Below are 21,137 nucleotides of genomic sequence, written 5' to 3' on the forward strand. Positions count from 1 at the left end.
CGGTCGACGCGGAGACCGCCTGGCAGCCCCGCGAAGGCACCAGTCTAGCGGTGCCTGCACACTCGACTCGCAGGCACAGGAGTGCGACTGCGCGACGGCGGATCAGCTCAGCGGCGTCCCTTGCGGCGCGGCTGCGACTGCGTGCCCTGGTGGTGTCCGGGCTGAAGGGCACCGACGCGCACCTCGCCGTCCTCGCTGTACGAGACGTCCGTGGTGCCCGCCTCGCGTGCGGCGAGCACCTGCGCGGTGTGCTCCTTGATGCGCGGCTCGCTGCTGCGCAGCGCGACCTCGACCGGCGTCGCCACGAAGATCGACGAGTAGGTGCCGACTGCCATGCCGATGAACAGCGCGAGCGAGATGTCCTTGAGGGTTCCCGCGCCCAACAGGAACGAGCCGATGAAGAGGATCGCGCTCACGGGCAGCAGTGCGACGACCGACGTGTTGATCGAGCGCACGAGCGTCTGGTTGACTGCCAGGTTCGCGAGCTCCGCATAGGTGAAGCGATGCTGACTGAACAGGTTCGAGGTGTTCTCGCGCACCTTGTCGAAGACCACGACCGTGTCGTACAACGAGTAGCCCAGAATCGTCAGGAAGCCGATCACGGAGCCCGGGGTGACCTCGAAGCCTGAGAGCGCGTAGATGCCGACGGTGAACAGCAGGTCGTGGAACAGTGCGACGAGCGCTCCTGCGGCCATGCGCCACGCGCGGAAGTACAGCGTCATCACGACGCTCACGAGCAGGAGGAACACGATGAGGCCCTGGATGGCCTTCTTGCCGACCTCCGCGCCCCACGTGGGGCCGATCTGGGTGGAGGCGATGTCCCCCGGGTCGACGCCGTAGCCCTCGGAGAGCTCGTCGACGATGCCGCGCGCCTCCTCGATCGAGGTCTCCCCCATCGACAGCTGCACACGGTCAGTGCCGAGCGGGATCGCCACCGCATCGGCCGAGTGCTCGGAACCGATCTCCTGGGCGATCGCCGGGTCGGTCTGGTCCTGGATCACGAACTGCGTGCCGCCGACGAAGTCGATGCCGGGGTTGATGCCCTTGACCAGCAGGATCAGCACCGAGAGCGCCATGAGCGCTCCCGAAACGATGAACCAACGCTTGCGCTGGCGCACTATGGGATAGGTGATCTCGCCGCTGTGGAGCTTGTTGCCCCACTGTCCGAGGTTGCCGAGCATCAGCTCTCTCCCTTCGCCGCGGCCGCCTTGCGCTCCGCGAGGGTCGGGGCCGTCGAGGCGACGAAGCGCCCGCGACCCTTGTAGATCGTGTCGCGGCCCAGCTGGCGCGGGTCGAGGCCTGACCAGGGGTGGCCCTCGCCGAAGAACTTCGTGCGCGACAGGAGCACGAGCGTCGGGTGGGTGAAGAGGAACACGATGATGACATCGATCACGGTCGTGAGGCCGAGCGTGAAGGCGAAGCCTCGCACCGAGCCGACAGCGAGGAGATACAGCACCACCGCGGCGAGCAGGTTGATCGCGTCGGACGCGAGGATCGTGCGACGCGCGCGCTTCCAGGCGTGGTCGATCGACGACTGCAGCGAGCGTCCCTCGCGCAGCTCGTCGCGAACGCGTTCGAAGTACACGATGAACGAGTCCGCGGTCACACCGATCGCGACGATGAGTCCCGCCACTCCCGCAAGCGAGAGGCGGTAGCCGATCGCCCAGTACAGCAGGTCGATCGCGAGGAAGGTCATCAGTCCCGCGAGGAACAGCGAGCCGACTGTCACGAGACCCAGCGCGCGGTACTGGAAGATCGAGTAGATCACGACGAGGATCAGGCCGACGAGACCCGCCCACAGGCCCTTCTCGAGCTGGTCCTGGCCCAGAGTCGCGGGCACGAGGTCGTTGGACTGGACTTCGAGCTGCAGGGGCAGCGCACCGAACTTCAGCTGGTTCGCGAGGGTCGCGGCCTCCTCGGACGTGAAGTCACCCGTGATCTGCGCGGTGCCGCCGGAGATGCGCTGGTTCATCACGGGGTACGAGATGATGACGCCGTCGAGCATGATCGCGAACTGGTTCTGCGGGCTCGGCAGCGTGATGAGGCGCTGGGAGATCTCGTCGAAGACCACGGCGCCCTCGTCCGTGAAGTCCATGACGACCTGGTAGCCGCCGGTGAGGTTTCCGGTGGGGCCAAGCTCGGGACCCGAGGTCGCTGTCTCCACGTCGGAGCCGGTGAGCTCGACGGGGCCCATGTAGATCTTCGCCAGTCCGTCGGCCGAGCACGCGACGTGGCCCGCCTCGGGGTCCCCGAGGTCGACGCCACCGAGGTTCGCGGGATCGGTGCAGTCGAGCGCATCCCCGTAGGCACGCAGGTCGTCGGTGATCCACGTGAGCGAGGACGGCGACACCTCGTCCGTCGAGTCCGTCGTGTCATCGGTGGAGTCCCCGGCGGCCTCGTCCGAGGCAGGCTCATCTCCAGAGGCCGAGGCCGTCGCGGTGGGCTCGGGCGTCGGGGAAGCCTCGGTCGCCTCGTCTGCGGCCGCCGCCTCGTCAGTCGTCTCCTGCGCCGTCGGCTCCGTCGAGGCCGAGGCGGACGGAGTCGCGGACGGGTCGGTCGCCGTCACCGGGTACGGCGAGTCGATCTCGAGGACCGGGCGGAACTGCAGCTGCGCGCTCTGCCGCACGAGGTCGATGGTCTCGTCCGAAGGATTGCCCGGCAGCGACACGACGATCACGTTCGAGCCCTGGGTCGAGATCTCGGCCTCGGACACACCCGACGCGTCCACGCGCTTACGGATGATCTCGACCGCCTGCGCCAGATCCGACTCGGTCACCTCGGAGCCGTCGGTGGTAGTCGCCTGCAGCGTGAGCTGGCGTCCTCCGGCAAGGTCGAGGGCGAGGCCCGGGGCAAGGGTCGTCTGGTTGGTGAGCACTCCGGCCGCCAGGGCGCCATAGCCCACGACCAAGATGATGCCCAGCCACATCAGCGCGCGACGCGCTGCCTTCGCTGCAGTTGACACGGAGATCCTTCGAGTTGATTCGCCCAGGAGGGCCCACGAGATTCTAGACCCACGTGCGCGCGGATGGCCAAAATCGCGGCGCCCCCGCGCGTCGGGCTCAGCGTCGCAACGTGGCGCGCTCGCGTGCGCGGTGCGTCATTCGAAGAGCCGCGTGGTCGCTCCCCCGTCGCTGTGCTCGGGCCCCTTGAGGCCCAAATGCTCCCAGCCTGCGGGGGTCGCGATGCGGCCGCGCGGGCTACGTCCCATCAGTCCCTCGCGCACGAGGAACGGCTCGGCGACTGTCTCGACCGTCTCGGGCTCCTCGCCCACCGCGACCGCGAGCGTCGTGAGTCCCACGGGTCCGCCGCCGAAGCGCGTGCACAGCGCACCGAGCACGGCACGGTCGAGCCTGTCCAGGCCGCGCGCATCGACCTCGTACACCTCGAGCGCGGCCCTCGCCGCGGTGAGCGTCGCACGCCCGTCGCCGTGCACCTCCGCCCAGTCGCGCACGCGACGCAGGAGGCGATTCGCGATGCGAGGGGTGCCGCGCGAGCGCGACGCGATCTCCGCGGCGGCATCGTGCGAGACGGAGAGATCGAGCATGCCCGCCGAGCGCACGAGGATCGCCTTGAGCTCGTCCGGCTCGTAGAAGTCGAGGTGGCCCGTGAACCCGAAGCGGTCGCGCAGCGGCGCTGGCAGCAGGCCGGCGCGCGTGGTCGCACCCACAACGGTGAACGACGGCAGCGTGAGCGGGATCGACGTCGCGCCAGGGCCCTTGCCCACCACGACGTCCACCCGGAAGTCCTCCATGGCCAGGTACAGCATCTCCTCGGCCGGGCGCGCGAGGCGGTGGATCTCGTCGATGAAGAGCACGTCGCCCTCGTCGAGGGAGCTCAGGATCGCGGCGAGGTCTCCGGCGTGCGCGATCGCGGGGCCTGAGGTCACGCGCAGCGTCGAGCCTGTCTCGGCGGCGATGATCATCGCGAGCGTCGTCTTGCCCAGGCCGGGCGGACCTGAGAGGAGCACGTGGTCCGAGGTCCCGCCGCGTGCCATCGCAGCCCGCAGCACCAACGACAGCTGCTCGCGCACCACGCGCTGCCCCACGAACTCATCGAGGTTGCGCGGTCGCAGAGCAGCCTCGGAAGAGCGCTCGATCGCGTCCGCCTCGGCCGACACGACGCGCTCGAGGTCGTCGATCTCGTCAGCCACGCGAGCCTCCCAGGGCCTTCAGCGCGGCCCTCAGCGTCTCGGGCACAGCCGACTCCGCCACCGGACCCTGGGACACGCTCTCCACGGCCTTCTCTGCGGACTTCAGGTTGTAGCCCAGCCCCACCAGCGCCTCGACCACCTGGACGCTCTCGTCCGTCGACGCGGCGGGAGTGCCGTCCTCGGGCAGCACCAGCCGCCCACCGAGCTCCAGGAGCAGACGCGCGGCCACCTTGGGCCCGATGCCGGGAACCTTGGTCAGGGCCTTCTGATCCCCCGCCTGCACCGCGGCGACCAGCGACTCCGGCGAGTGCACGGCGAGCATGGCGAGCGCCATCTTGGGCCCGACCCCCTGCACCGCCTGCAGCGCCTCGAACGTGTCACGCTCCGAGGCGACGGCGAACGCGAACAGGGTGAGCGACTCCTCGCGCACCACGAGATGCGTGTGAAGCGTCACCTGCTGGCCGTGCCGGAGCTCGGCGAGCGCTGCGGGCGTGGACAGGGCGCGATAGCCGACGCCTGCGACGTCGAGCACGACCGCTGACGCACCCACGTGCGCGACGGTCCCGGTCAACTGTGCGATCACGCAGAACTCCCCTTCGAACGTATGTACGAACGAGGCTACGGGATCGCGCCCCCTCTAGCCGCGCCGACGCGCCGCGCGCTCCGCCTCGGCCCACCTCCGCTGCGCATCGGTCGTCGCGCGGGAGGCGACCGGTGCTGCGCCTCCGCGCCACGCGTGCGCGATGGCGATCGCGAGGGCGTCCGCGGCGTCGGCCGGGCGGGGCATCTCGTCGAGCCCGAGCAGCCGCGTGACCATGGTTCCCACCTGGAGCTTGCCCGCCGTCCCCGATCCGGTGACGGCGGCCTTGACCTCCGAGGGCGTGTACAGCGCGACCGGCAGCCCGCGGCGGTGCGCGGCGACCATGACGACGCCGGAGATCTGCGCGGTGCCCATGACGGTGCTGACGTTGTGCTGCGCGAACACGCGCTCGAGCGCGACCGCGTCGGGAGCGTGCGCGTCCAGCATCCGCTCGACCGCGTCCGCGATGATCGTCAGACGCGCGGGTAGGTCGTCGTCGGGGTCAGAACGCGCCACCCCGACGTCCACGAGCGCGATCTGTCGCGCGGCCGAGGCATCGACGACGCCCAGGCCGCAGCGAGTGAGACCGGGGTCGACGCCGAGGACGCGCACAACTACTCAGCTGCCGCGGCCTCGAGCACCTCGTCGGAGGCGTCCATGTTGGCGTACACGTTCTGGACGTCGTCGCAGTCCTCGAGCGCGTCGATCAGACGGAGCATCTTGCGCGCACCGTCGACGTCGAGCTCGACCTTCATCGACGGCATCCACACGGCCTCGGCCGAGTCGTAGTCGATGCCCGCGTCCTGAAGCGCGGTACGCACCGCGACCACATCGGTTGCCTCCGAGATGATCTCGAAGACCTCACCGACGTTCTCGATCTCCTCGGCGCCCGCCTCGAGCGTCGCCTCCATGAGAGCGTCTTCGTCGGTGCCCGTCGTGGGGACGATGACCTGGCCCTTGCGCGAGAACAGGTACGCGACCGAACCCGGGTCTGCGAGCGTGCCGTTGTTGCGCGTCAGAGCCGTGCGCACCTCCATGGCGGCACGGTTGCGATTGTCCGTGAGGCACTCGATCAGCATCGCGACGCCGTTGGGCCCGTAGCCCTCGTACATGATCGTCTCGTACTGCGCGCCACCGGCCTCGTCGCCCGAACCGCGCTTGACGGCGCGGTCGATGTTGTCGTTCGGGACCGAGGACTTCTTGGCCTTCTGGATCGCGTCGAACAGCGTCGGGTTGCCGGCGGGGTCGCCACCGCCGGTGCGCGCCGCGACCTCGATGTTCTTGATCAGCTTGGCGAACAGCTTGCCGCGCTTGGCGTCGATGACCGCCTTCTTGTGCTTGGTGGTCGCCCACTTGGAGTGCCCGGACACGATGCTCCTCGGTGTCGGTGGTCTGGAATCCCCACCATCCTAGTGCGCGTCCACGGACGGCCAGCCCGTCACACGCGCTCGCTCGCGATGCCGCAGCGTGCCAGCTCGGCCGCGGCCAAGGCGCGCACCGCGTCGGGATCGCCCTCTCGCCACCCCCGCGCGGCGCCCGCGGGAAGCGCCGCAGCGTCGGCGTGGGCCAGTGCACGCAGGGCGAGCGCGTCCAGGCCCGACGCGGTGGTCGCCAACGCCTCTGCCTCACGCCTGCGCCGGACGAACCGGCCGCGCGTCAGGATCCACGTGACTACGGTCGCGAGCACCGTCGGCACCGCCACGAGCCACGGCCCCCACGCGGCGGCGGTGCGGGCACCGTCCTCGACGACGACGCCCGCGTCGTGGACGTCCCCGCCGATTCCAGCGGCGCGCGCGAACGGCTCGGCGAGACCGTCACCGACGATCACGATGCGCGCGGCCTGGTCGGCCACGTCGGTCATGATGCCGGTGAACGAGGTGCCTGCGTCCTGGACCTCAACCCCCGCCTGGGCGAACTCGGCCAGCCACGCACCGACGCCCGCCGCGAACCACACGGCTGCCACCATCAGCGCGACGGCTGTGGCGTCCGCGACGATCTGGCGAGCCCGGCGGCTGGACTGATCTGCGTAGAGGCGCATGCGACCATCGTGGACCCCGCGGGTGCGCAGGTCCAGGGGCTCGCCGCTGCGTTCAGCGCGCGGTGGCGGCGTCGACCAGGAGCGCGTGCACGCGGTCGTCCCGTGAGATCTCCGGGTGGAAGCTCGTGGCGATCGCGTGGCGGTACCTCACCGCCACTGGATGACTGCCGTGCGACTCGTCGACGGCCAGCACCTCGACCTCTGCCGCACACTCCTCGACCCACGGCGCACGAATGAACGTCGCGTGCATCGTCGAGCCGTCCGGCAGCCACGTCAGCTCAGCCTCGGACGAGTCCACCTGACGCCCGAAGGCATTGCGCCTCACCGTCATCGGGATCGCTCCGAGCGAGCGCTGACCGTCGATCGCGCCGATGATGTCCGTCGCGAGCATGATCATCCCTGCGCACGTGCCCAGCACCGGCAGCCCGTCGTCGAGGCGCGCCTTGAGCGGGTCGAACAGCGCGAAGATGCGCAGCAGCTTGTCGATCGTGGTCGACTCACCGCCCGGGATCACGAGACCGTCCACAGTGTCGAGTTCGTCAGCGCGGCGCACACGCACCGTCTCGGCCCCGACGCGCGCGAGAGCGCGCTCGTGCTCCACGACGTCTCCCTGCAACGCCAGGATCCCGATGCGGGTCACTCGTCCACCTCTCCCATGTGCACGGTCGCTCCGTCCCATTCGAGGAACACCGACCAGTCGTCCAGCAGCGTCGCAGGAAACACCTCGCGTCCGTCGGCGACGAGCTCGCCCCGCGACATCCACGCCAGCTCGTCGAGCGCCTCCTGCTCCTGCGGCGTCCAGGCCGCGTCCGCTCTGTCACGCCGCTCGGCGTCCGCGAGGGACGCGACGAAGATGTCCTCGGTCTGCGAGTACGGCATCGACGCGAAGTCGAACACCGCCGTGCGCACCCAGACCGGTCCCATCAGCTCGTGCTCCTCGAGCACGAAGCCCGTCTCCTCGGCAAGCTCGCGGACCGCCGCGGCGCGAGCCGTCTCCCCGCCCTCGCGCCCGCCGCCTGGCGTGAACCAGAAGGAGCGCGTCGGCTCGTGCGGGTCGTGCCCGCGCATCATGAGGAGTCGCGGCTCGACTCCGGACCTGTCGACGAGCAGCACCCGGGCTCCCACGCGCTTGAACCGGCCATCCTCGCCGCGCGAGTGGCCCTCGAGGGGTTCGGTGCGCCTACCAGCCACGCTCAGCGAGGCGGTGCGGCTCGGGCTCCTCCTCGACGTTGATGCCCACCATCGCCTCGCCCAGGCCGCGCGACACGTCCGCGATGACCGACGGGTCGTCGTAGAACGTGGTCGCCTTGACGATCGCCTTGGCACGGGCCGCGGGGTCGCCGGACTTGAAGATGCCGGAGCCGACGAACACGCCCTCGGCTCCCAGCTGCATCATCATCGCCGCGTCCGCCGGGGTCGCGATGCCGCCCGCGGTGAAGAGCACGACGGGCAGCTTGCCCGTCCTCGCGATCTCCTGCACGAGTGGCAGCGGCGCCTGCAGCTCCTTGGCCGCGACGTACAGCTCGTCCTCCGGCATCGCGGTCAGCGCCTTGATCTCCGCGCGGATCCTGCGCATGTGGGTCGTGGCGTTCGAGACGTCGCCCGTGCCTGCCTCTCCCTTGGAGCGGATCATGGCGGCGCCCTCGGAGATGCGGCGCAGCGCCTCGCCCAGGTTGGTGGCACCGCATACGAACGGCACCGTGAAGTTCCACTTGTCGATGTGGTGCGTGTAGTCGGCAGGCGTGAGGACCTCGGACTCGTCGATGTAGTCCACGCCGAGGCTCTCGAGCACCTGCGCCTCGACGAAGTGCCCGATGCGCGCCTTCGCCATGACCGGGATCGAGACCGTGTCGATGATGCCCTGGATCATGTCAGGGTCGCTCATGCGCGACACGCCGCCCTGGGCACGGATGTCCGCGGGCACGCGCTCGAGCGCCATGACAGCGACCGCTCCCGCGTCCTCGGCGATCTTCGCCTGCTCGGGCGTCACCACGTCCATGATCACCCCGCCCTTGAGCATGTCGGCCATGCCGCGCTTGACGAGGTCGGTGCCGACCTGGGGGGTGTGCGTGGGCTCGGTCATGCGCTCTCTTCCTTCTTCACGGGACGGGGGCTGAGTTCCTGGATCAGTCTAATCGCGTCCATGTACGTCTCCTCGACGCGCGGAGCGACCTGGAGCCAGTCGAAGGTGCCAGCGTGCCGCTGCCCGCGCGCCGCGAGCTCCCGTCGCGCGGAAGGATCGTCGAGCAGGGCCGTGAGCGTGCTCGCAAGTCCCTCGGCGTCGCCCACCGGGAACAGCCGCGTCGCAAGGTCGCCGTCAGGGGTCGCCGAGACGTCGCGGAACGCCACGAGGTCGCTCGCCACCACCGCGGCACCCGCCGCCATCGCCTCGACGAGCACGATGCCGAAGCTCTCGCCGCCGCTGTTCGGAGCCACGTACACGTCGAGCGAGGACATGAAGCGCTCCTTGTCCGCCTCGTCGAGCGCGCCGATGTGCTCGGCGCCCGCGCGCCGCACCTTCTCCGCAGTGCGCTCGGAGTAGCGGCCGGCCACGAGAAACCTCGCGCCGGGATGTGAGCGCCTCACCGCCGGCATCGACTCCAGGAACGTCTCGAGCCCCTTGCGCGGCTCATCCATGCGCCCCAGGATCCCGATGGTCGGCGCGCCCTCGGTGCCACGCCAGTGATCGCGCGGCACGGCGGCGACGAAGGTGCTCGTGTCGACCCCGTTCGGGATGATGTGCGTCGCCTCGACGCGCAGGTGCTCGCTGATGGTGCGCGCGGCGGACGGCGAGACGGCGATGCGTGCGTCGAGCTCCTCGTAGCCTGGCTTGATGAACGGCTTGCCGATGCGCATCAGCGCCGAGTCGTCGTTGGACGTGTGGAAGGTCGCGACGGTCGGGCCCAGACGCGCCCACATGGCGATCACGGAGATGCTCGGTGCGCCCGGCTCGTGGATGTGCACCACGTCGAAGCGCCCCTCACGCAGCCACCGCCTCACCCGCACCGCCGTGATCAGCCCGAAGGACAGCCGCGCGGTGGAGCCGTTGTACGGCACCGGGATGGACCGCCCGGTGGAGTAGACGTAGCCCGGGACGGGCGTGTTGGGAGCCGACGGCGCGAGCACGGACACATAGTGCCCGCGCTCCATGAGCGCTTCCGCGAGATCCGTGACGTGCAATTGGACGCCGCCGGGCCGATCGAGCGAATAGGGGCACACGATGCCGATGCGCATTCAGCCCTCCTCGATCCAGCCGAATCGCTGCAGCATGTGCCAGTCCTCGGGATGGGCCGCGATGCGCTCGCCGAGCACAGAAGCCCACGCGCGCGTCATGTCCTCCACCCGGGACTCCCCCTCGAACTCGACCGGGTCGACCGGCGGCCCGAACGAGAGCACCGTACCCCAGCGGGAACGGGCCGCCCGGCGCCGCGCGCCGCGCAGTCGCTCGTACCGGACGTGGACAGGGAGGATCGGTCGTCCGATCGCCGCCGCCAGCGCCGCCGGCCCGGGCGCGACCTTGACGCGATGACCCCACATCTGGACCTCGATGCCCGAGCCTGAGAGATCGCGGTCGGCGACCAGGCACAGCAGGGTGCGCTCCGCACGGCCGAGCCGGATCAGCTGGCGGAACGTCGAGCCGCCGTCGTGCCCGAGGATGCGCAGCCCGTGGCCGGCGCGCAGCGCGACGAACTCGTCGAACACCTCGTCCGGCTTGAGCCGCTCCGCGACCGCGGTCACAGGAATGATGTTGCGGCAGGCGTAGGCTCCGACGAGATCCCAGTTGCCGCTGTGGCCGAGCACGGCGACCGCCGCGCGGTCCTCTGCCAGCACCTCGCTCACGCGCTCGTAGTGCTCGAGCCTCACGCGTGCGTCGATCGCGTCGCCATCGATGCGTCGCATCTCGAGGATCTCCGCGTAGTACCGCGCGGTCGACGCCATGCCGCGACGCGACAGGCGCCGCAACTCGCGACCGCTCGCACCCGTGACGCGGTGCAGGTTCTCCTCGAGCCGCACGACGGGTCGCGCCTTCGCCACCCAGGCGGCGTCGGCGACCGCCCATGCGGCGAACCGCACCACAGGCGTCGGCAGGACCCGCGAGGCGCGCCACGCCGCGAGGAAGAGGCTCATCGCCCGGACTGCTCGGGGTTCCCGCCCTCAGCCCCCGCGTCGGCGCTGTCAGCGGCGCCCTCGACCCCCGCGTCGGCCGCCTCGCCTGCCTGCGCCTCATGCGGGTGGCCGGGCGCGTCCGATGGGTGGTGCGAGTAGTCCTCGGAGTCGCGGTGGTGGTCGCGCTCGAGGTCCAGGTCCGCGCGGTTAGCCACGACGACGCGCCACGTGCGCTGGCCCACCGTGATCGCAGCCGCGAGTGCGAGCAGCCACAGCGTCCAGGTGAGCACGCCAAGGGGCACGCCCAGGCCGACGATTCCCGTCGCCGTCAGGCCGATCACCAGGCGGTCGGATCGTTCAGCAATGCCTACGGCAGCGTCGATGCCGAGGCTCTCGGCCTTGGCGCGCGCGTAGGGCACCACTGCCCCGATCGTGAGGCACAGCAGGGCGCCGAGCGCGGTCCACGTGTCGTCACGGAACGTCCACACGAGCGCGCCGAAGATGGCCGCGTCGGCGATGCGGTCGAGCGTCGAGTCGAGGAATGCCCCGAGGCGCGAGGTCTTGCCCGAGAGGCGCGCCATCGTGCCATCGAGCATGTCCGTCACCACGAAGAACGTGATGAACATGACGCCCCAAAACAGCCAGATGCCTCCCCTCGGGAAGAAGAAGGTCGCGCCGAAGACGACGCCGATGGTCCCGACAATCGTCACTGCGTTCGGGTGCACGCCTGCGCGCAGTAGCCCCTTCGCGGGGGCCTGCCAGATCGCGGCCATCAGCGGCCGCAAGTTGGAGAACATCTCTCGCCTCTCGAATATCCGGGCGCACGCGTCAGCCGCGCGCCGCCCACGCCTCGCTCACGCGTCGCCACGTGTCATCAAGGAGCTGGGGCAGCGCCTTGGTCCGTCCGATGATCGGCAGGAAGTTCGCGTCGCCGGTCCAGCGCGGGACGACGTGCTGGTGCAGGTGCTCGGCGATGCCGGCCCCGCCGACCACGCCCTGGTTCATGCCGATGTTGAAGCCCTGCGTGCCGCTCACCTCGGTGAGCACCTCCATCGCCGCCGCAGTGAGCTCGCCGATCTCCGCCCGCTCGTCGGGCGTGGCCTCGGTGTACAGGCCGACGTGGCGGTACGGGCACAGCATGAGGTGGCCGGGGTTGTACGGATACAGGTTCAGGACCGCGTACACGTGCTCGCCGCGGTGCACGACCAGTCCGTCGCGGTCGTCCTCGTCCACCTTGCTGCAGAACGGGCACTGTCGTTCATCGGAGAACCGCTCGCGCTTCGCCGCGTCGCCCACGTACGCCATGCGGTGGGGCGTCCACAGGCGCTCGAGCCCGTCGGGCTCGCCTCCCATGAGCTCCGAGTCCACCACGTCAGCCATGTCTCAGACCTGCGCCCGCGTCCCGATCGCCTCGACGATGCGCTTCACCGCGTCGGCGACGGGGATCTGGTTGTCCTGGCTGCCATCGCGGTAGCGGAACGACACGGCGCCCGCCTCGGCGTCCTCGCCACCCGCGATCAGCACGAACGGCACCTTCTCCTTGGAGGCGGTGCGGATCTTCTTGGGGAACCGCTCATCGGAGACGTCGAGCTCGGCGCGCACGCCCTGCGCGCGTAGCTGAGCGACGACGTCCGCCAAGTAATCGTTGAAGGGCTCGGCGACCGGTATCCCGCGCACCTGGACGGGCGCGAGCCACACGGGGAATGCGCCAGCGTAGTGCTCGGTGAGGATCGCGAAGAAGCGTTCGATCGAGCCGAACAGCGCGCGGTGGATCATCACCGGACGCTGACGTGTGCCGTCGGCCGCCATGTACTCGAGCTCGAACCGCTCAGGGAGGTTGAAGTCGAGCTGGATGGTCGACATCTGCCACGAGCGACCGATCGCGTCGCGCGTCTGCACGGAGATCTTGGGGCCGTAGAAGGCGGCTCCGCCCGGATCCGGCACCAGCTCGAGTCCCGACTCCACGGCCACCTCGCGAAGGGTCTCCGTCGCCTCGTCCCACACCTCGTCGGAGCCGACGAACTTGTCTGGGTTCTTGGTGGACAGCTCGAGGTAGAAGTCCTCGAGGCCGTAGTCCTTGAGCAGGTCGAGCACGAAGGTGAGCAGGCTCGTGAGCTCGTCCTTCATCTGCTCGCGCGTGCAGTAGATGTGCGCGTCGTCCTGGGTGAAGCCGCGCGCGCGGGTGAGGCCATGCACGACGCCCGACTTCTCGTAGCGGTACACGGTGCCGAACTCGAACAGGCGCAGCGGCAGCTCGCGGTACGAGCGCCCGCGTGCGTCGAAGATCAGGTTGTGCATCGGGCAGTTCATGGGCTTGAGGTAGTAGTCCTGCCCCTGCTTGGTGACGTTGCCGTCCGCGTCCCGCTCCTCGTCGAGGTGCATCGGGGGGTACATGCCGTCTGCGTACCAGTCGAGGTGGCCCGAGGTCTCGAACAGCTGACCCTTGGTCGCGTGGGGCGAGTACACGAACTCGTAGCCCGCCTCGATGTGGCGCTGGCGCGAGTACTCCTCCATCTCGTGACGGATGATTCCGCCCTTGGGGTGGAAGACCGCGAGGCCCGAGCCGATCTGGTCGGGGAACGAGAACAGGTCCAGCTCGGCGCCCAGGCGACGGTGGTCGCGACGCTCGGCTTCGGCGAGCCGCTCCTTGTAGGCGACGAGCTCATCCTTGGTGGGCCACGCGGTGCCGTAGACGCGCTGGAGCTGCGGGTTGGCCTGGTTGCCCTTCCAGTAGGCGGCCGCGGAGCGCATGAGCGACCATCCGTTGCCGAGCACCTTCGTGGACGGCACGTGCGGCCCGCGGCACAGGTCCTTCCACGCCACCTCGCCGTTCCTGCGCACGTTGTCGTAGATGGTGATGTCGCCTTCGCCGATCTCGACCGAGGCGCCCTCGGCATCGCCGGCATCCTGGTTGATGAGCTCGCACTTGTACGGCTCGTGCGCGAGCTCGGCGAGCGCCTCCTCCTTGGTGACCTCGCGGCGCCGGAACGCCTGGCCCTCCTTGACGATGCGCTGCATCGCCTTCTCGAGCGCCTTGAGGTCCTCGGGGGTGAACGGCTCGGCGACGTCGAAGTCGTAGTAGAAGCCGTCGGTGATGAAAGGACCGATGCCGAGCTTGGCGTCAGGTCGCACCTGCTGGACCGCCTGCGCGAGAACGTGGGTGGTCGAGTGGCGCAGGATGTTGAGCCCGTCTTCGCTGTCCACCGGGACCGCCTCGACGGACGCTCCCGACGGCACCTCGCGGTGCAGATCCCACAGGCTTCCGTCGACGCGCATCGCGACGACATCGCGGCGCTCGCCATAGAGGTCCGACCCCGTCGTCCCGGCGGTGAGCTCTCGCTCGTCGCCGTCGATGGTCGCGATGAGGCTGGACACGAAGATGCTCCTTGAGGGTCGTTCGTCGGGTGACGTCACGATGCTACCGGGCCGCGACGGGAGCCCGCCCCTCCCCGGACATGCCGCGCGGCGCCCACCCGCGAGGGGAGGCGCCGCGTCGGAGCCGGTGGATCAGTCCTTGTTGTGGTCCTTCGTCCACTGCTCGGCCTTGGCGACGTTCACGTCGACCTCGTCGGGAGTGTTCTCGCGGACCTTCTCCGCGGCGTTCTCGACGGTCTCGTCGTCGGGCAGAGCGTCCTTGGCCTTGTCCTTGAACTGCTCGGTATCCATGTGCCTCTCCCTTCTCGGTTGATGCACCTTCGTCAACCGATGCACCACGGTAGGGATTCCCCACGCGCGATCTACCAGCGCGTTCGCAGCCGTCAGAGCCCCTGGCCCGCGTCCCACAGGCGTTCCGAGCCACCCGAGATCAGCGCCGAGAGCTGCATCGCCTGCGCGTCGGTAAGCGACGCCACGTAGTCGATGATCCCTCGGCCCTGCGCAAGGCGCCTCAGGGAAGCGCCGTCACGCTCGCCGAGAAGCTCCGGGCTCTCGCGGGCCACATCCGCATAGTCCGCTCCGGCGAGGTCCACGAGATCGAGCAGGCGTCGGGGCGCCCGGCGCACATCGTCATCATCCTCGAGCCATGCGGTGAAGCTCGTGACGAGCTGGTCGATCACGCTCGCCTGACCCCGCTGGTACACGGCGAGATCGGGGCGGTGCAGCACGAAACGTTCCTGCAGGAACTTCAGGACCGCCACGTCGTGCCATGCGGCGGCCTCGAGCGCGACGTGCCCTGAGCGCACGTCCGGCTCGCGGAGGACGCGCACCGAGCTCTGCAGGCGCGAGATCCAGGTCGCCATGAACACGGCGAGCGACCGGTCGGCGGCGAGAGAGCCGTCGTACGGCGTCGACAGCAGCCCGTCGACCACCTGAGCCGCCACACGCTCCACGGACTCGCCGAATGCCTCGTCGCTCGCGATCCACGGGTCCTTCGAGATGAGGCGCCGCCGCAGCAGCTCGAGCCCGTGACCAGGCGTGCGACGCGCGCGCACCAGGTCCTCATGGGGCGCTGCCGCGAGCGCCGCACGGTCACGCGTCCACGTGCGGAACTCCGCCGACACCGCCGCCTGGTTAAGCAGATCGGCGCGGTAGAAGTCGTCGAGGTCGTGCAGCGAGTACGCGATGTCGTCCGCGATGTCCATGATCGCGCACTCGACCGTCTGCTGCAGGGGCGCGATCGCAGGGAATGCCGAACGTGCCGCTAGCAGGCTGTGCGCGTCCAGCACGTAGGCCGAGAACTTCGAGGCGCCCTCGCCCGAGCGGCGCGGAGTCAGGCCTCGCGGCCGCACGGGTCCGCCCGCCCAGCGCTCCCCTTCGGCTCGCATCCACGGGTACTTCAGCACGGCGGCCCGCACCGACGCCGTGAGGTTGAGGCCCGCGCCCGCACGGTCGTACTCGTCAAGTCGCGTGAGGATGCGGAACGTCTGCGCATTGCCCTCGAAGCCCTCCTCGAGTCCGAATCTCTCCCGGGCGAGGCGGTCGAGCGTGCGCTCTCCGAGATGCCCGAAGGGCGGGTGGCCGAGGTCGTGCGCGCTCGCGGCCGCCTGCACGACCACCGCGTCGGCGCCTCCGAGCTCCGCAGCGATCCGCCCTCTCTCCCCCGCGTCCGCGGCGATCGACACAGCGATGCCGCGGCCCACCGCCGCGACCTTGATGGAGTGAGTGAGCCGATTGTGCACCGACAGACCCGCCCCTGACTGGGAGATGACCTGCGTGACGGCGGAGAGCCGCGAGAAGTACGGAGAGAACCGAATGCGCTCCAGGTCCACCCGGTACTCAGGTCGGCGCTCCAGACGCTGGAACTCGTCGAGGTCCTCGTGGACGCGGCGGGCGACGCGCGGGTCACGTGCGGGGGCGTCTGTCATGGCGCCACCGTAGCGAGGCTCGGGCTCGGGGCACCAGCCCGACGCGGCGGCTCGGCACAGACGGGCACACACCCTGGCACGAGCGTCAGGCATGCGTTGCGGGCCCTGGACGCACACAGGCCCCCGGGGGAGTCCCCGGGGGCCTGTGGTGTCGGTGGGCGATACTGGGATCGAACCAGTGACCTCTTCCGTGTGAAGGAAGCGCGCTACCCCTGCGCCAATCGCCCTTGAGCGGGTTCCACTATAGCGGCTATCTGGACCTCGGCGGCACAGGGTCGTGATCTGCGTCCGCGCGCCGCTCGTAGAGCGCGGCGAGCCGTGTCAGCAATGGCCCTGGGGCAAGGTCGGTGCCGTCGATTCGTTCGATGTGCTGCACTCCCCTGGTCGACGAGGTGACGGCGAGGTGCGCGTCGCCCGCGATCGCCTCGTCGAGCACGCTCATGTCGAGTTCGCCGGGCGCGGCGACCCGAACGGGCATGCCCGCGCCCGCTCCCCACTCGAGCGCGAGCCCGCGGGTGATACCTGCGAGGCATCCGGACGCGAGCGGCGGGGTGACGATCTCACCCTGCCTCTCGACGAACACGTTGGTGCCCGTGCCCTCGCAAAGATGCCCGAGAGTGTTGGCCATGATCGCCTCGTCGGCGCCGCGCTGCGCTGCGTACGCGGCCATCACGGCGTTCTCGGCGTACGAAGTGGACTTCACGCCAGCGATCGCGGAGCGCTCATTGCGGCGCCACGGGGAACGCACCGCCCGGCAACGCTCGGGCGCGGGACCGTCCGAGCCCACGACGACCACGGTCTGCGGGCCGGGCCCCCTGACCGAGCTGAGCGGTCCGCCGCCTGAAGTCACGGTGATGCGCACACGCGTGATCCCGTCGCCGACAACACCTCGCACGGCGTCCACGCCGGCGCGCACGGCCGAGAGATCCACAGGCGCGAGCCCCATACGATCCGCGGAGTACTCGAGCCGCCGGAGGTGCCGCTCGAGCGCGAAAGGCACGCCATCGCGCGCCTCAAGAGTCTCGAAGACGCCGTCCCCGACGGTCACGCCGTGATCGAGCGGCGAGATAGCAGGGGTGTCGGCGTCGACGAGGGCGCCATCGACCCACACCGACACGTTCATGAGGTCATTGTGTCGGTCGAGGCGAGGCCGATCAACCGACGCGCCTTCAGTTCGGTCTCCGCCCACTCGCCGGCGGGGTCGGAACCCCACGTGATGCCTGCGCCCGTGCCGAACCGCAGCACGCCGCCCTGGTCGGGCTCCCACCAGAACGTGCGGATCCCGACCGCCAGCTCGGCTCGCCGCGCGTCGGCGTCGATCCATCCGATCGCGCCGCAGTAGGGGCCCCGCGGCGCCGTCTCCTCCCGCGCGATGATGCGCAACGCCGACGACTTCGGCGCGCCCGAGACCGACCCTGGAGGGAACGTGCCCGCGAGCAGATCCCGCCACATCACCGCGGTCCACTCATGCGACGGCGCCAGCGTCGCCTGGACCGTCGACTGCAGGTGCACGAGCCCGGGGTGGACGTGCTCTCCGAGCAGCTCCGGCACGGCGATCGTGCCCGGCTCGGCGACGTGGGCGAGATCGTTGCGCACCAGGTCGGTGATCATCACATTCTCCGCGACGTCCTTCGCGAGCATCGGCACCCCTGGAGCCGCCGTGCCCTTGATGGGCGAGGACCGGATGACATCTCCCTCCACCGCGAGATACAGCTCGGGCGACGCGGAGACGATCCAGCAGCCCGGCATCGCGTCGCTGGCGGGGATCGCGATGCGCGACGCATATCTCGCGGGATTGCCCGTGGCGAGCACCTGCGACAGCGCCACCGCGTCAGGGCCGCCCTGCGACGCCAGCAGCGGCGCGCTCAGCACCCTACAGAGATTGACCTGGTAGACGTCGCCTTCACGAACGTCAGCGCGAATCGCCTCGACGCCCGCCATGTACGCCGAGCGGTCGAGCGAGCTGACCCACGACCCCGGCGCGGGCCCCACCCAGGCGCCCGACGCGTCGGGCGTCTCCGGCACGGCGGAACCGAAACACACATCTTCGAACCGCCACGCGTCGATCCGACCCTCGAACGTGCCCACGAGGACCCAGAAGCCGCCCTCGGCGAGCCGCTCACCCTGGGTCAGCACATCCACGTGCTCGACCGGACTCCGAGCGCGGACGCCCCTGAATGCGGCCTCCCCCGCACGCCTCGGATGCACCCGCCATTCCACGCGACAAACCTACCGAGCAGGCCGCCTGCACGGCGCGAGCACGACACGACACGCAGTGCCGAGGCGATTTGGTGTTGCCTCGAAGTTTCGGCTAGAGTCTCTTTCCTGTCAGGGCAAGCCAAGGCAAGCCCCAGACACGCGGACGTGGCTCAGTTGGTAGAGCATCACCTTGCCAAGGTGAGGGTCGCGGGTTCGAGTCCCGTCGTCCGCTCGTAGGTTCGAATGCCAACCTGGTGTTGGTAACCACGGTGGGTTGGCCGAGAGGCGAGGCAGCGGCCTGCAAAGCCGTATACACGGGTTCGAATCCCGTACCCACCTCGCATGGGCGATTGGCGCAGCGGTAGCGCGCTTCCCTGACACGGAAGAGGTCACTGGTTCGATCCCAGTATCGCCCACCATGCACGTCAGACCCCCGGAGATCCTCCGGGGGTCTCGCCTTTTCAGCGCCTCAGGCGGGGTCCGCGCTGGCGCGCTCCTCGCGAATGCGCCGCAGTCGCTCAGAACTCACCGCGACGGCCCAGAACAGGACGTCGACCGCGGCGGACCACACGCGGCTCACCAGCACCACGAGCGCCGCCGTCGGCGCCGGCACGATGATCAGGAGCAGCACGAGGAGCGTCGCGTCCTTCGTGCCCAGGCCGCTCGGCACCAGCGGCGTGAGCATGCCCACCACGCCCGCGAAGCCGTAAGCCCCCGTGAGGAACAGAAGGTCCCCCGCCCACGCCTCGGGCGCCAAGGCGAACACGAGTAGCGCGAACGATGCACCTGAGACGACCGCACCACCGGAGTACAGCGCCAGCGAGCGGCCCACCAGCGGCCAGTCCACCGGGTCCGGCGCTCCCCTACGGAGCAGTCGGAAACCAAGCCTGAGGATGCGGTTGAAGACCGCGGGCGTCATCGCGCCAAGCCCGACCAGCGCACCGATGGCGACCGCCACGCGCAGCGTCGGCGAGATCTCGCCGATGCGCGGATCTACCGCCAGCAGCAGCAGCGAGACCGTACCGGCGGCGACTACCTGCGCCGCCGCCTCCACGAGCGCAGACACCGCAAGCCGCGAGCGCGCAATCCCCAGCTGCGCGGCCAGATACACCTTTCCCGCGATCCACGGGAGCGTGCCAGGGATGTACCGCGCGAGCCACGCCTTCGCATGCACGTCCGCAAGGGTGCGGAACGGCGGCAACTCGCGCGCGCCGAGGCCCACGAGCACGACACGCCACGTGAAGGCACCCACATAGCAGAACAGGACGCCCACGACGGTGGCAGCCGCGACCCACCCCCACCGCACGGAAACGCCGTCGAGTTGCGACCATTCGACCTTCCACGCGAACCATCCGAAGGCGACGGCGGTAGCCGCGTAGAACGTCCATCGCAGTGCCCTGCCTCGCGCGGAGCGTCCCTGCTCGCGCGCCGGGGTGGCCGCGGGGCCTTCTGCAGGCGGTTCGTCGGTGCTCGACACGCCGACCACCCTAGACGAGGCGACGCCTGGCTTTGGGTCAGGCCTGGAGGCGTGTGTCACATGCCTGCGGCGCGGCTGAGCACGGCCGCATGGCGCGGGGCGAGCGCGTCCCACGTGAACTCCTGCTCCGCGCGTGCGCGGGCAGCGAGGCCCAGCCGTCGCGTCCGGCCCGGATCACGTGCGAGCTCCGCGATCGCGTCCGCGATCTGCTCGGGCGCGCGCTCGTCCACGAGCAGGCCCGTCTCGCCGTCGACCACCACGTCGGGGATGCCCCCGCACCGAGTGCCGATCGCCGGCAGGCCCGCAAGCGCGGCCTCGACGAAGACAAGCCCGAACGCCTCCTGCGCGCCGCTCGCGGCTCGTACAGACGGCGCGATCAGCGCATCGGCAGCGGCGAGCGCCGCTGGCACCGCTGATGGATCCACCCAGCCTTCGAACACCACATGACCGGCGAGCCCGCTGTCGTGCGCGAGTTCCTCCCATGAGGCGCGCAGGGGCCCGTCGCCCACGACTCGCAGCGAGCAGTCCACTCCTCGGTCACGGGCGAGCGCGACGCCCCGGATGGCATCGTCGACACCCTTGCCGTCGGCGAGGCGTCCCACGAACACGAGCGCGAGGGGGACGTCCGGTACCGCATCCTGGCGTGTCGGCGCCGGGGTCAGCAATGACCCCATGGGCAGCAGTTCGTAGGATCGCGAGCGCAGCGCCTCGCACGCGGCGAGAGTCGCGGAACTGTTGACGACGACGGTTCGCGCGCGTCCCAGGGTCCACCGCTTCAACGCGGAGCTGAAGCGACCAGTGAGGGTGAAGACGTCTGAGCCGTGCACCGTCACGACGAGGGGCTTACGTGCGATAGCGCATGCGACCGCGGATGCGAAGCCCTGCGGGATCAGCCAGTGGGCGTTGACGACGTCGGAGCGCCGCGCGAGCCGCAGCGTCGAGAAGACCTGTGCGAGCGTATATGCGGCGCCCTTGATCGGGCCGAGGGCGCCGCCTCGGTACTGCCCGTATGCGATGTTCTCGCCCGTGGCCGGCCACCAGTAGCGGAAGCGCTCCACCTCGATCCCGTCGATCCGCTCGCTGCGCGCGGCTCCGGCGTGGTGGGGCGCCAAAACGCGTACATCCCATCCCAGCTCGTGGAGGTGGACCGCGTAGGAGTGGACGAAGGCGGGCACCGAGTCGCCCTGCCATCGCGGATACGTGGAGGCGAGCACTGTCACCCGCGGCGCGGCGGCGGACGAAGGTCGTCGATCTCCCACGCGCCGACCCTATCGCCCGCTCGC

21 protein-coding genes and 4 tRNA genes are annotated in these 21,137 nt (G+C 69.9%); 3 read left to right on the plus strand and 22 right to left on the minus strand.

Annotated features, from left to right (window positions below):
- Positions 1–107 precede the first annotated feature (107 nt).
- The 20 genes from secF to B7K21_RS01415 all read right to left on the minus strand — a co-directional run bounded on the left by secF (position 108) and on the right by B7K21_RS01415 (position 18,320).
- On the minus strand, positions 108–1,181 hold the full coding sequence (gene secF / locus B7K21_RS01325; protein ID WP_084073135.1) for a protein translocase subunit SecF: 1,074 nt from the start codon (positions 1,179–1,181) through the stop codon (positions 108–110).
- On the minus strand, positions 1,181–2,962 hold the full coding sequence (gene secD, locus B7K21_RS01330) for a protein translocase subunit SecD (RefSeq protein WP_084073136.1): 1,782 nt from the start codon (positions 2,960–2,962) through the stop codon (positions 1,181–1,183). The genes secF and secD overlap by 1 nt, the downstream gene beginning before the upstream one ends.
- A gap of 135 nt (positions 2,963–3,097) precedes the next feature.
- Positions 3,098–4,150 carry a Holliday junction branch migration DNA helicase RuvB gene (ruvB, locus tag B7K21_RS01335; protein ID WP_084073137.1) on the minus strand — a complete coding sequence of 351 codons (1,053 nt, stop codon included), beginning with the start codon at positions 4,148–4,150 and terminating at the stop codon, positions 3,098–3,100.
- Entirely contained in the window at positions 4,143–4,733 is a 591-nt protein-coding gene (gene ruvA / locus B7K21_RS01340; RefSeq protein ID WP_084073138.1) for a Holliday junction branch migration protein RuvA, read from the minus strand. Before ruvA ends, ruvB begins: the two co-directional genes overlap by 8 nt.
- 54 nt (positions 4,734–4,787) lie before the next feature.
- Positions 4,788–5,342, minus strand: coding sequence for a crossover junction endodeoxyribonuclease RuvC (ruvC, locus tag B7K21_RS01345; protein WP_084073139.1), 555 nt, complete (start codon positions 5,340–5,342; stop codon positions 4,788–4,790).
- Between the two features lie 2 nt (positions 5,343–5,344).
- Positions 5,345–6,100, minus strand: a complete 756-nt coding sequence (locus B7K21_RS01350) for a YebC/PmpR family DNA-binding transcriptional regulator (RefSeq protein ID WP_084073140.1) — start codon at positions 6,098–6,100, stop codon at positions 5,345–5,347.
- 68 nt (positions 6,101–6,168) lie between these two features.
- Positions 6,169–6,768, minus strand: coding sequence for a hypothetical protein (locus B7K21_RS01355; RefSeq protein WP_084073141.1), 600 nt, complete (start codon positions 6,766–6,768; stop codon positions 6,169–6,171).
- 52 nt (positions 6,769–6,820) lie between these two features.
- Positions 6,821–7,408 (minus strand): pyridoxal 5'-phosphate synthase glutaminase subunit PdxT, encoded by a 588-nt coding sequence (gene pdxT, locus B7K21_RS01360; protein ID WP_234989127.1) that lies wholly within the window; start codon positions 7,406–7,408, stop codon positions 6,821–6,823.
- Complete coding sequence (locus B7K21_RS01365; protein ID WP_159448371.1) at positions 7,405–7,959, minus strand: NUDIX hydrolase; 555 nt, start codon at positions 7,957–7,959, stop codon at positions 7,405–7,407. The genes pdxT and B7K21_RS01365 overlap by 4 nt, the downstream gene beginning before the upstream one ends.
- Positions 7,949–8,851, minus strand: coding sequence for a pyridoxal 5'-phosphate synthase lyase subunit PdxS (gene pdxS, locus B7K21_RS01370; RefSeq protein WP_084073143.1), 903 nt, complete (start codon positions 8,849–8,851; stop codon positions 7,949–7,951). The genes B7K21_RS01365 and pdxS overlap by 11 nt, the downstream gene beginning before the upstream one ends.
- A complete protein-coding gene (locus B7K21_RS01375) occupies positions 8,848–10,002 on the minus strand; it encodes a glycosyltransferase family 4 protein (protein ID WP_084073144.1) in 1,155 nt (384 codons plus the stop codon). The genes pdxS and B7K21_RS01375 overlap by 4 nt, the downstream gene beginning before the upstream one ends.
- Positions 10,003–10,896 (minus strand): phosphatidylinositol mannoside acyltransferase, encoded by an 894-nt coding sequence (locus B7K21_RS01380; protein ID WP_084073145.1) that lies wholly within the window; start codon positions 10,894–10,896, stop codon positions 10,003–10,005.
- The gene (pgsA, locus tag B7K21_RS01385; protein WP_084073146.1) at positions 10,893–11,672 is read right to left on the minus strand and encodes a phosphatidylinositol phosphate synthase; all 780 of its coding nucleotides are present in this window, start codon (positions 11,670–11,672) and stop codon (positions 10,893–10,895) included. The genes B7K21_RS01380 and pgsA overlap by 4 nt, the downstream gene beginning before the upstream one ends.
- A 31-nt stretch (positions 11,673–11,703) precedes the next feature.
- Complete coding sequence (locus tag B7K21_RS01390) at positions 11,704–12,255, minus strand: HIT domain-containing protein (RefSeq protein ID WP_084073147.1); 552 nt, start codon at positions 12,253–12,255, stop codon at positions 11,704–11,706.
- A 3-nt stretch (positions 12,256–12,258) separates the two neighbouring features.
- Complete coding sequence (thrS, locus tag B7K21_RS01395) at positions 12,259–14,250, minus strand: threonine--tRNA ligase (RefSeq protein ID WP_084073148.1); 1,992 nt, start codon at positions 14,248–14,250, stop codon at positions 12,259–12,261.
- A gap of 132 nt (positions 14,251–14,382) precedes the next feature.
- Complete coding sequence (locus B7K21_RS12535; RefSeq protein ID WP_159448372.1) at positions 14,383–14,541, minus strand: hypothetical protein; 159 nt, start codon at positions 14,539–14,541, stop codon at positions 14,383–14,385.
- Between the two features lie 92 nt (positions 14,542–14,633).
- Positions 14,634–16,178 carry a deoxyguanosinetriphosphate triphosphohydrolase family protein gene (locus B7K21_RS01400; protein ID WP_084073149.1) on the minus strand — a complete coding sequence of 515 codons (1,545 nt, stop codon included), beginning with the start codon at positions 16,176–16,178 and terminating at the stop codon, positions 14,634–14,636.
- A gap of 155 nt (positions 16,179–16,333) precedes the next feature.
- Positions 16,334–16,405: transfer RNA gene (locus B7K21_RS01405), tRNA-Val, on the minus strand.
- A gap of 23 nt (positions 16,406–16,428) precedes the next feature.
- On the minus strand, positions 16,429–17,301 hold the full coding sequence (locus B7K21_RS01410) for an aminotransferase class IV (RefSeq protein WP_084073150.1): 873 nt from the start codon (positions 17,299–17,301) through the stop codon (positions 16,429–16,431).
- Positions 17,298–18,320, minus strand: coding sequence for a chorismate-binding protein (locus B7K21_RS01415; RefSeq protein ID WP_144016011.1), 1,023 nt, complete (start codon positions 18,318–18,320; stop codon positions 17,298–17,300). Before B7K21_RS01415 ends, B7K21_RS01410 begins: the two co-directional genes overlap by 4 nt.
- 216 nt (positions 18,321–18,536) lie before the next feature.
- Here B7K21_RS01415 and B7K21_RS01420 point away from each other — a divergent pair.
- From B7K21_RS01420 to B7K21_RS01430, 3 genes are all read left to right on the plus strand, one after another.
- A tRNA-Gly gene (locus B7K21_RS01420) sits at positions 18,537–18,609 on the plus strand.
- 36 nt (positions 18,610–18,645) lie between these two features.
- A tRNA-Cys gene (locus tag B7K21_RS01425) sits at positions 18,646–18,716 on the plus strand.
- Positions 18,717–18,721: 5 nt separating this feature from the next.
- A tRNA-Val gene (locus B7K21_RS01430) sits at positions 18,722–18,796 on the plus strand.
- A gap of 50 nt (positions 18,797–18,846) precedes the next feature.
- Here the strand turns inward: B7K21_RS01430 and B7K21_RS01435 are convergent.
- Complete coding sequence (locus B7K21_RS01435; protein ID WP_084073152.1) at positions 18,847–19,854, minus strand: hypothetical protein; 1,008 nt, start codon at positions 19,852–19,854, stop codon at positions 18,847–18,849.
- Between the two features lie 56 nt (positions 19,855–19,910).
- The gene (locus B7K21_RS01440) at positions 19,911–21,113 is read right to left on the minus strand and encodes a glycosyltransferase (protein WP_084073153.1); all 1,203 of its coding nucleotides are present in this window, start codon (positions 21,111–21,113) and stop codon (positions 19,911–19,913) included.
- Positions 21,114–21,137: the final 24 nt, after the last annotated feature.

It is taken from the genome of Demequina sp. NBRC 110052 (assembly GCF_002090075.1).
Taxonomy (GTDB): Bacteria; Actinomycetota; Actinomycetes; order Actinomycetales; family Demequinaceae; genus Demequina.

Bases quoted from the DNA above. Each gene is read 5' to 3' on its own strand.
- B7K21_RS01400 (WP_084073149.1), bottom strand. From the start codon at position 16,178: ATGACAGACGCCCCCGCACGTGACCCGCGCGTCGCCCGCCGCGTCCAC.
- secF (WP_084073135.1), bottom strand. From the start codon at position 1,181: ATGCTCGGCAACCTCGGACAGTGGGGCAACAAGCTCCACAGCGGCGAG.
- B7K21_RS01375 (WP_084073144.1), bottom strand. From the start codon at position 10,002: ATGCGCATCGGCATCGTGTGCCCCTATTCGCTCGATCGGCCCGGCGGC.
- B7K21_RS01355 (WP_084073141.1), bottom strand. From the start codon at position 6,768: ATGCGCCTCTACGCAGATCAGTCCAGCCGCCGGGCTCGCCAGATCGTC.
- pdxS (WP_084073143.1), bottom strand. From the start codon at position 8,851: ATGACCGAGCCCACGCACACCCCCCAGGTCGGCACCGACCTCGTCAAG.
- B7K21_RS01380 (WP_084073145.1), bottom strand. From the start codon at position 10,896: ATGAGCCTCTTCCTCGCGGCGTGGCGCGCCTCGCGGGTCCTGCCGACG.
- B7K21_RS01390 (WP_084073147.1), bottom strand. From the start codon at position 12,255: ATGGCTGACGTGGTGGACTCGGAGCTCATGGGAGGCGAGCCCGACGGG.
- B7K21_RS01410 (WP_084073150.1), bottom strand. From the start codon at position 17,301: ATGAACGTGTCGGTGTGGGTCGATGGCGCCCTCGTCGACGCCGACACC.
- pgsA (WP_084073146.1), bottom strand. From the start codon at position 11,672: ATGTTCTCCAACTTGCGGCCGCTGATGGCCGCGATCTGGCAGGCCCCC.
- B7K21_RS12535 (WP_159448372.1), bottom strand. From the start codon at position 14,541: ATGGATACCGAGCAGTTCAAGGACAAGGCCAAGGACGCTCTGCCCGAC.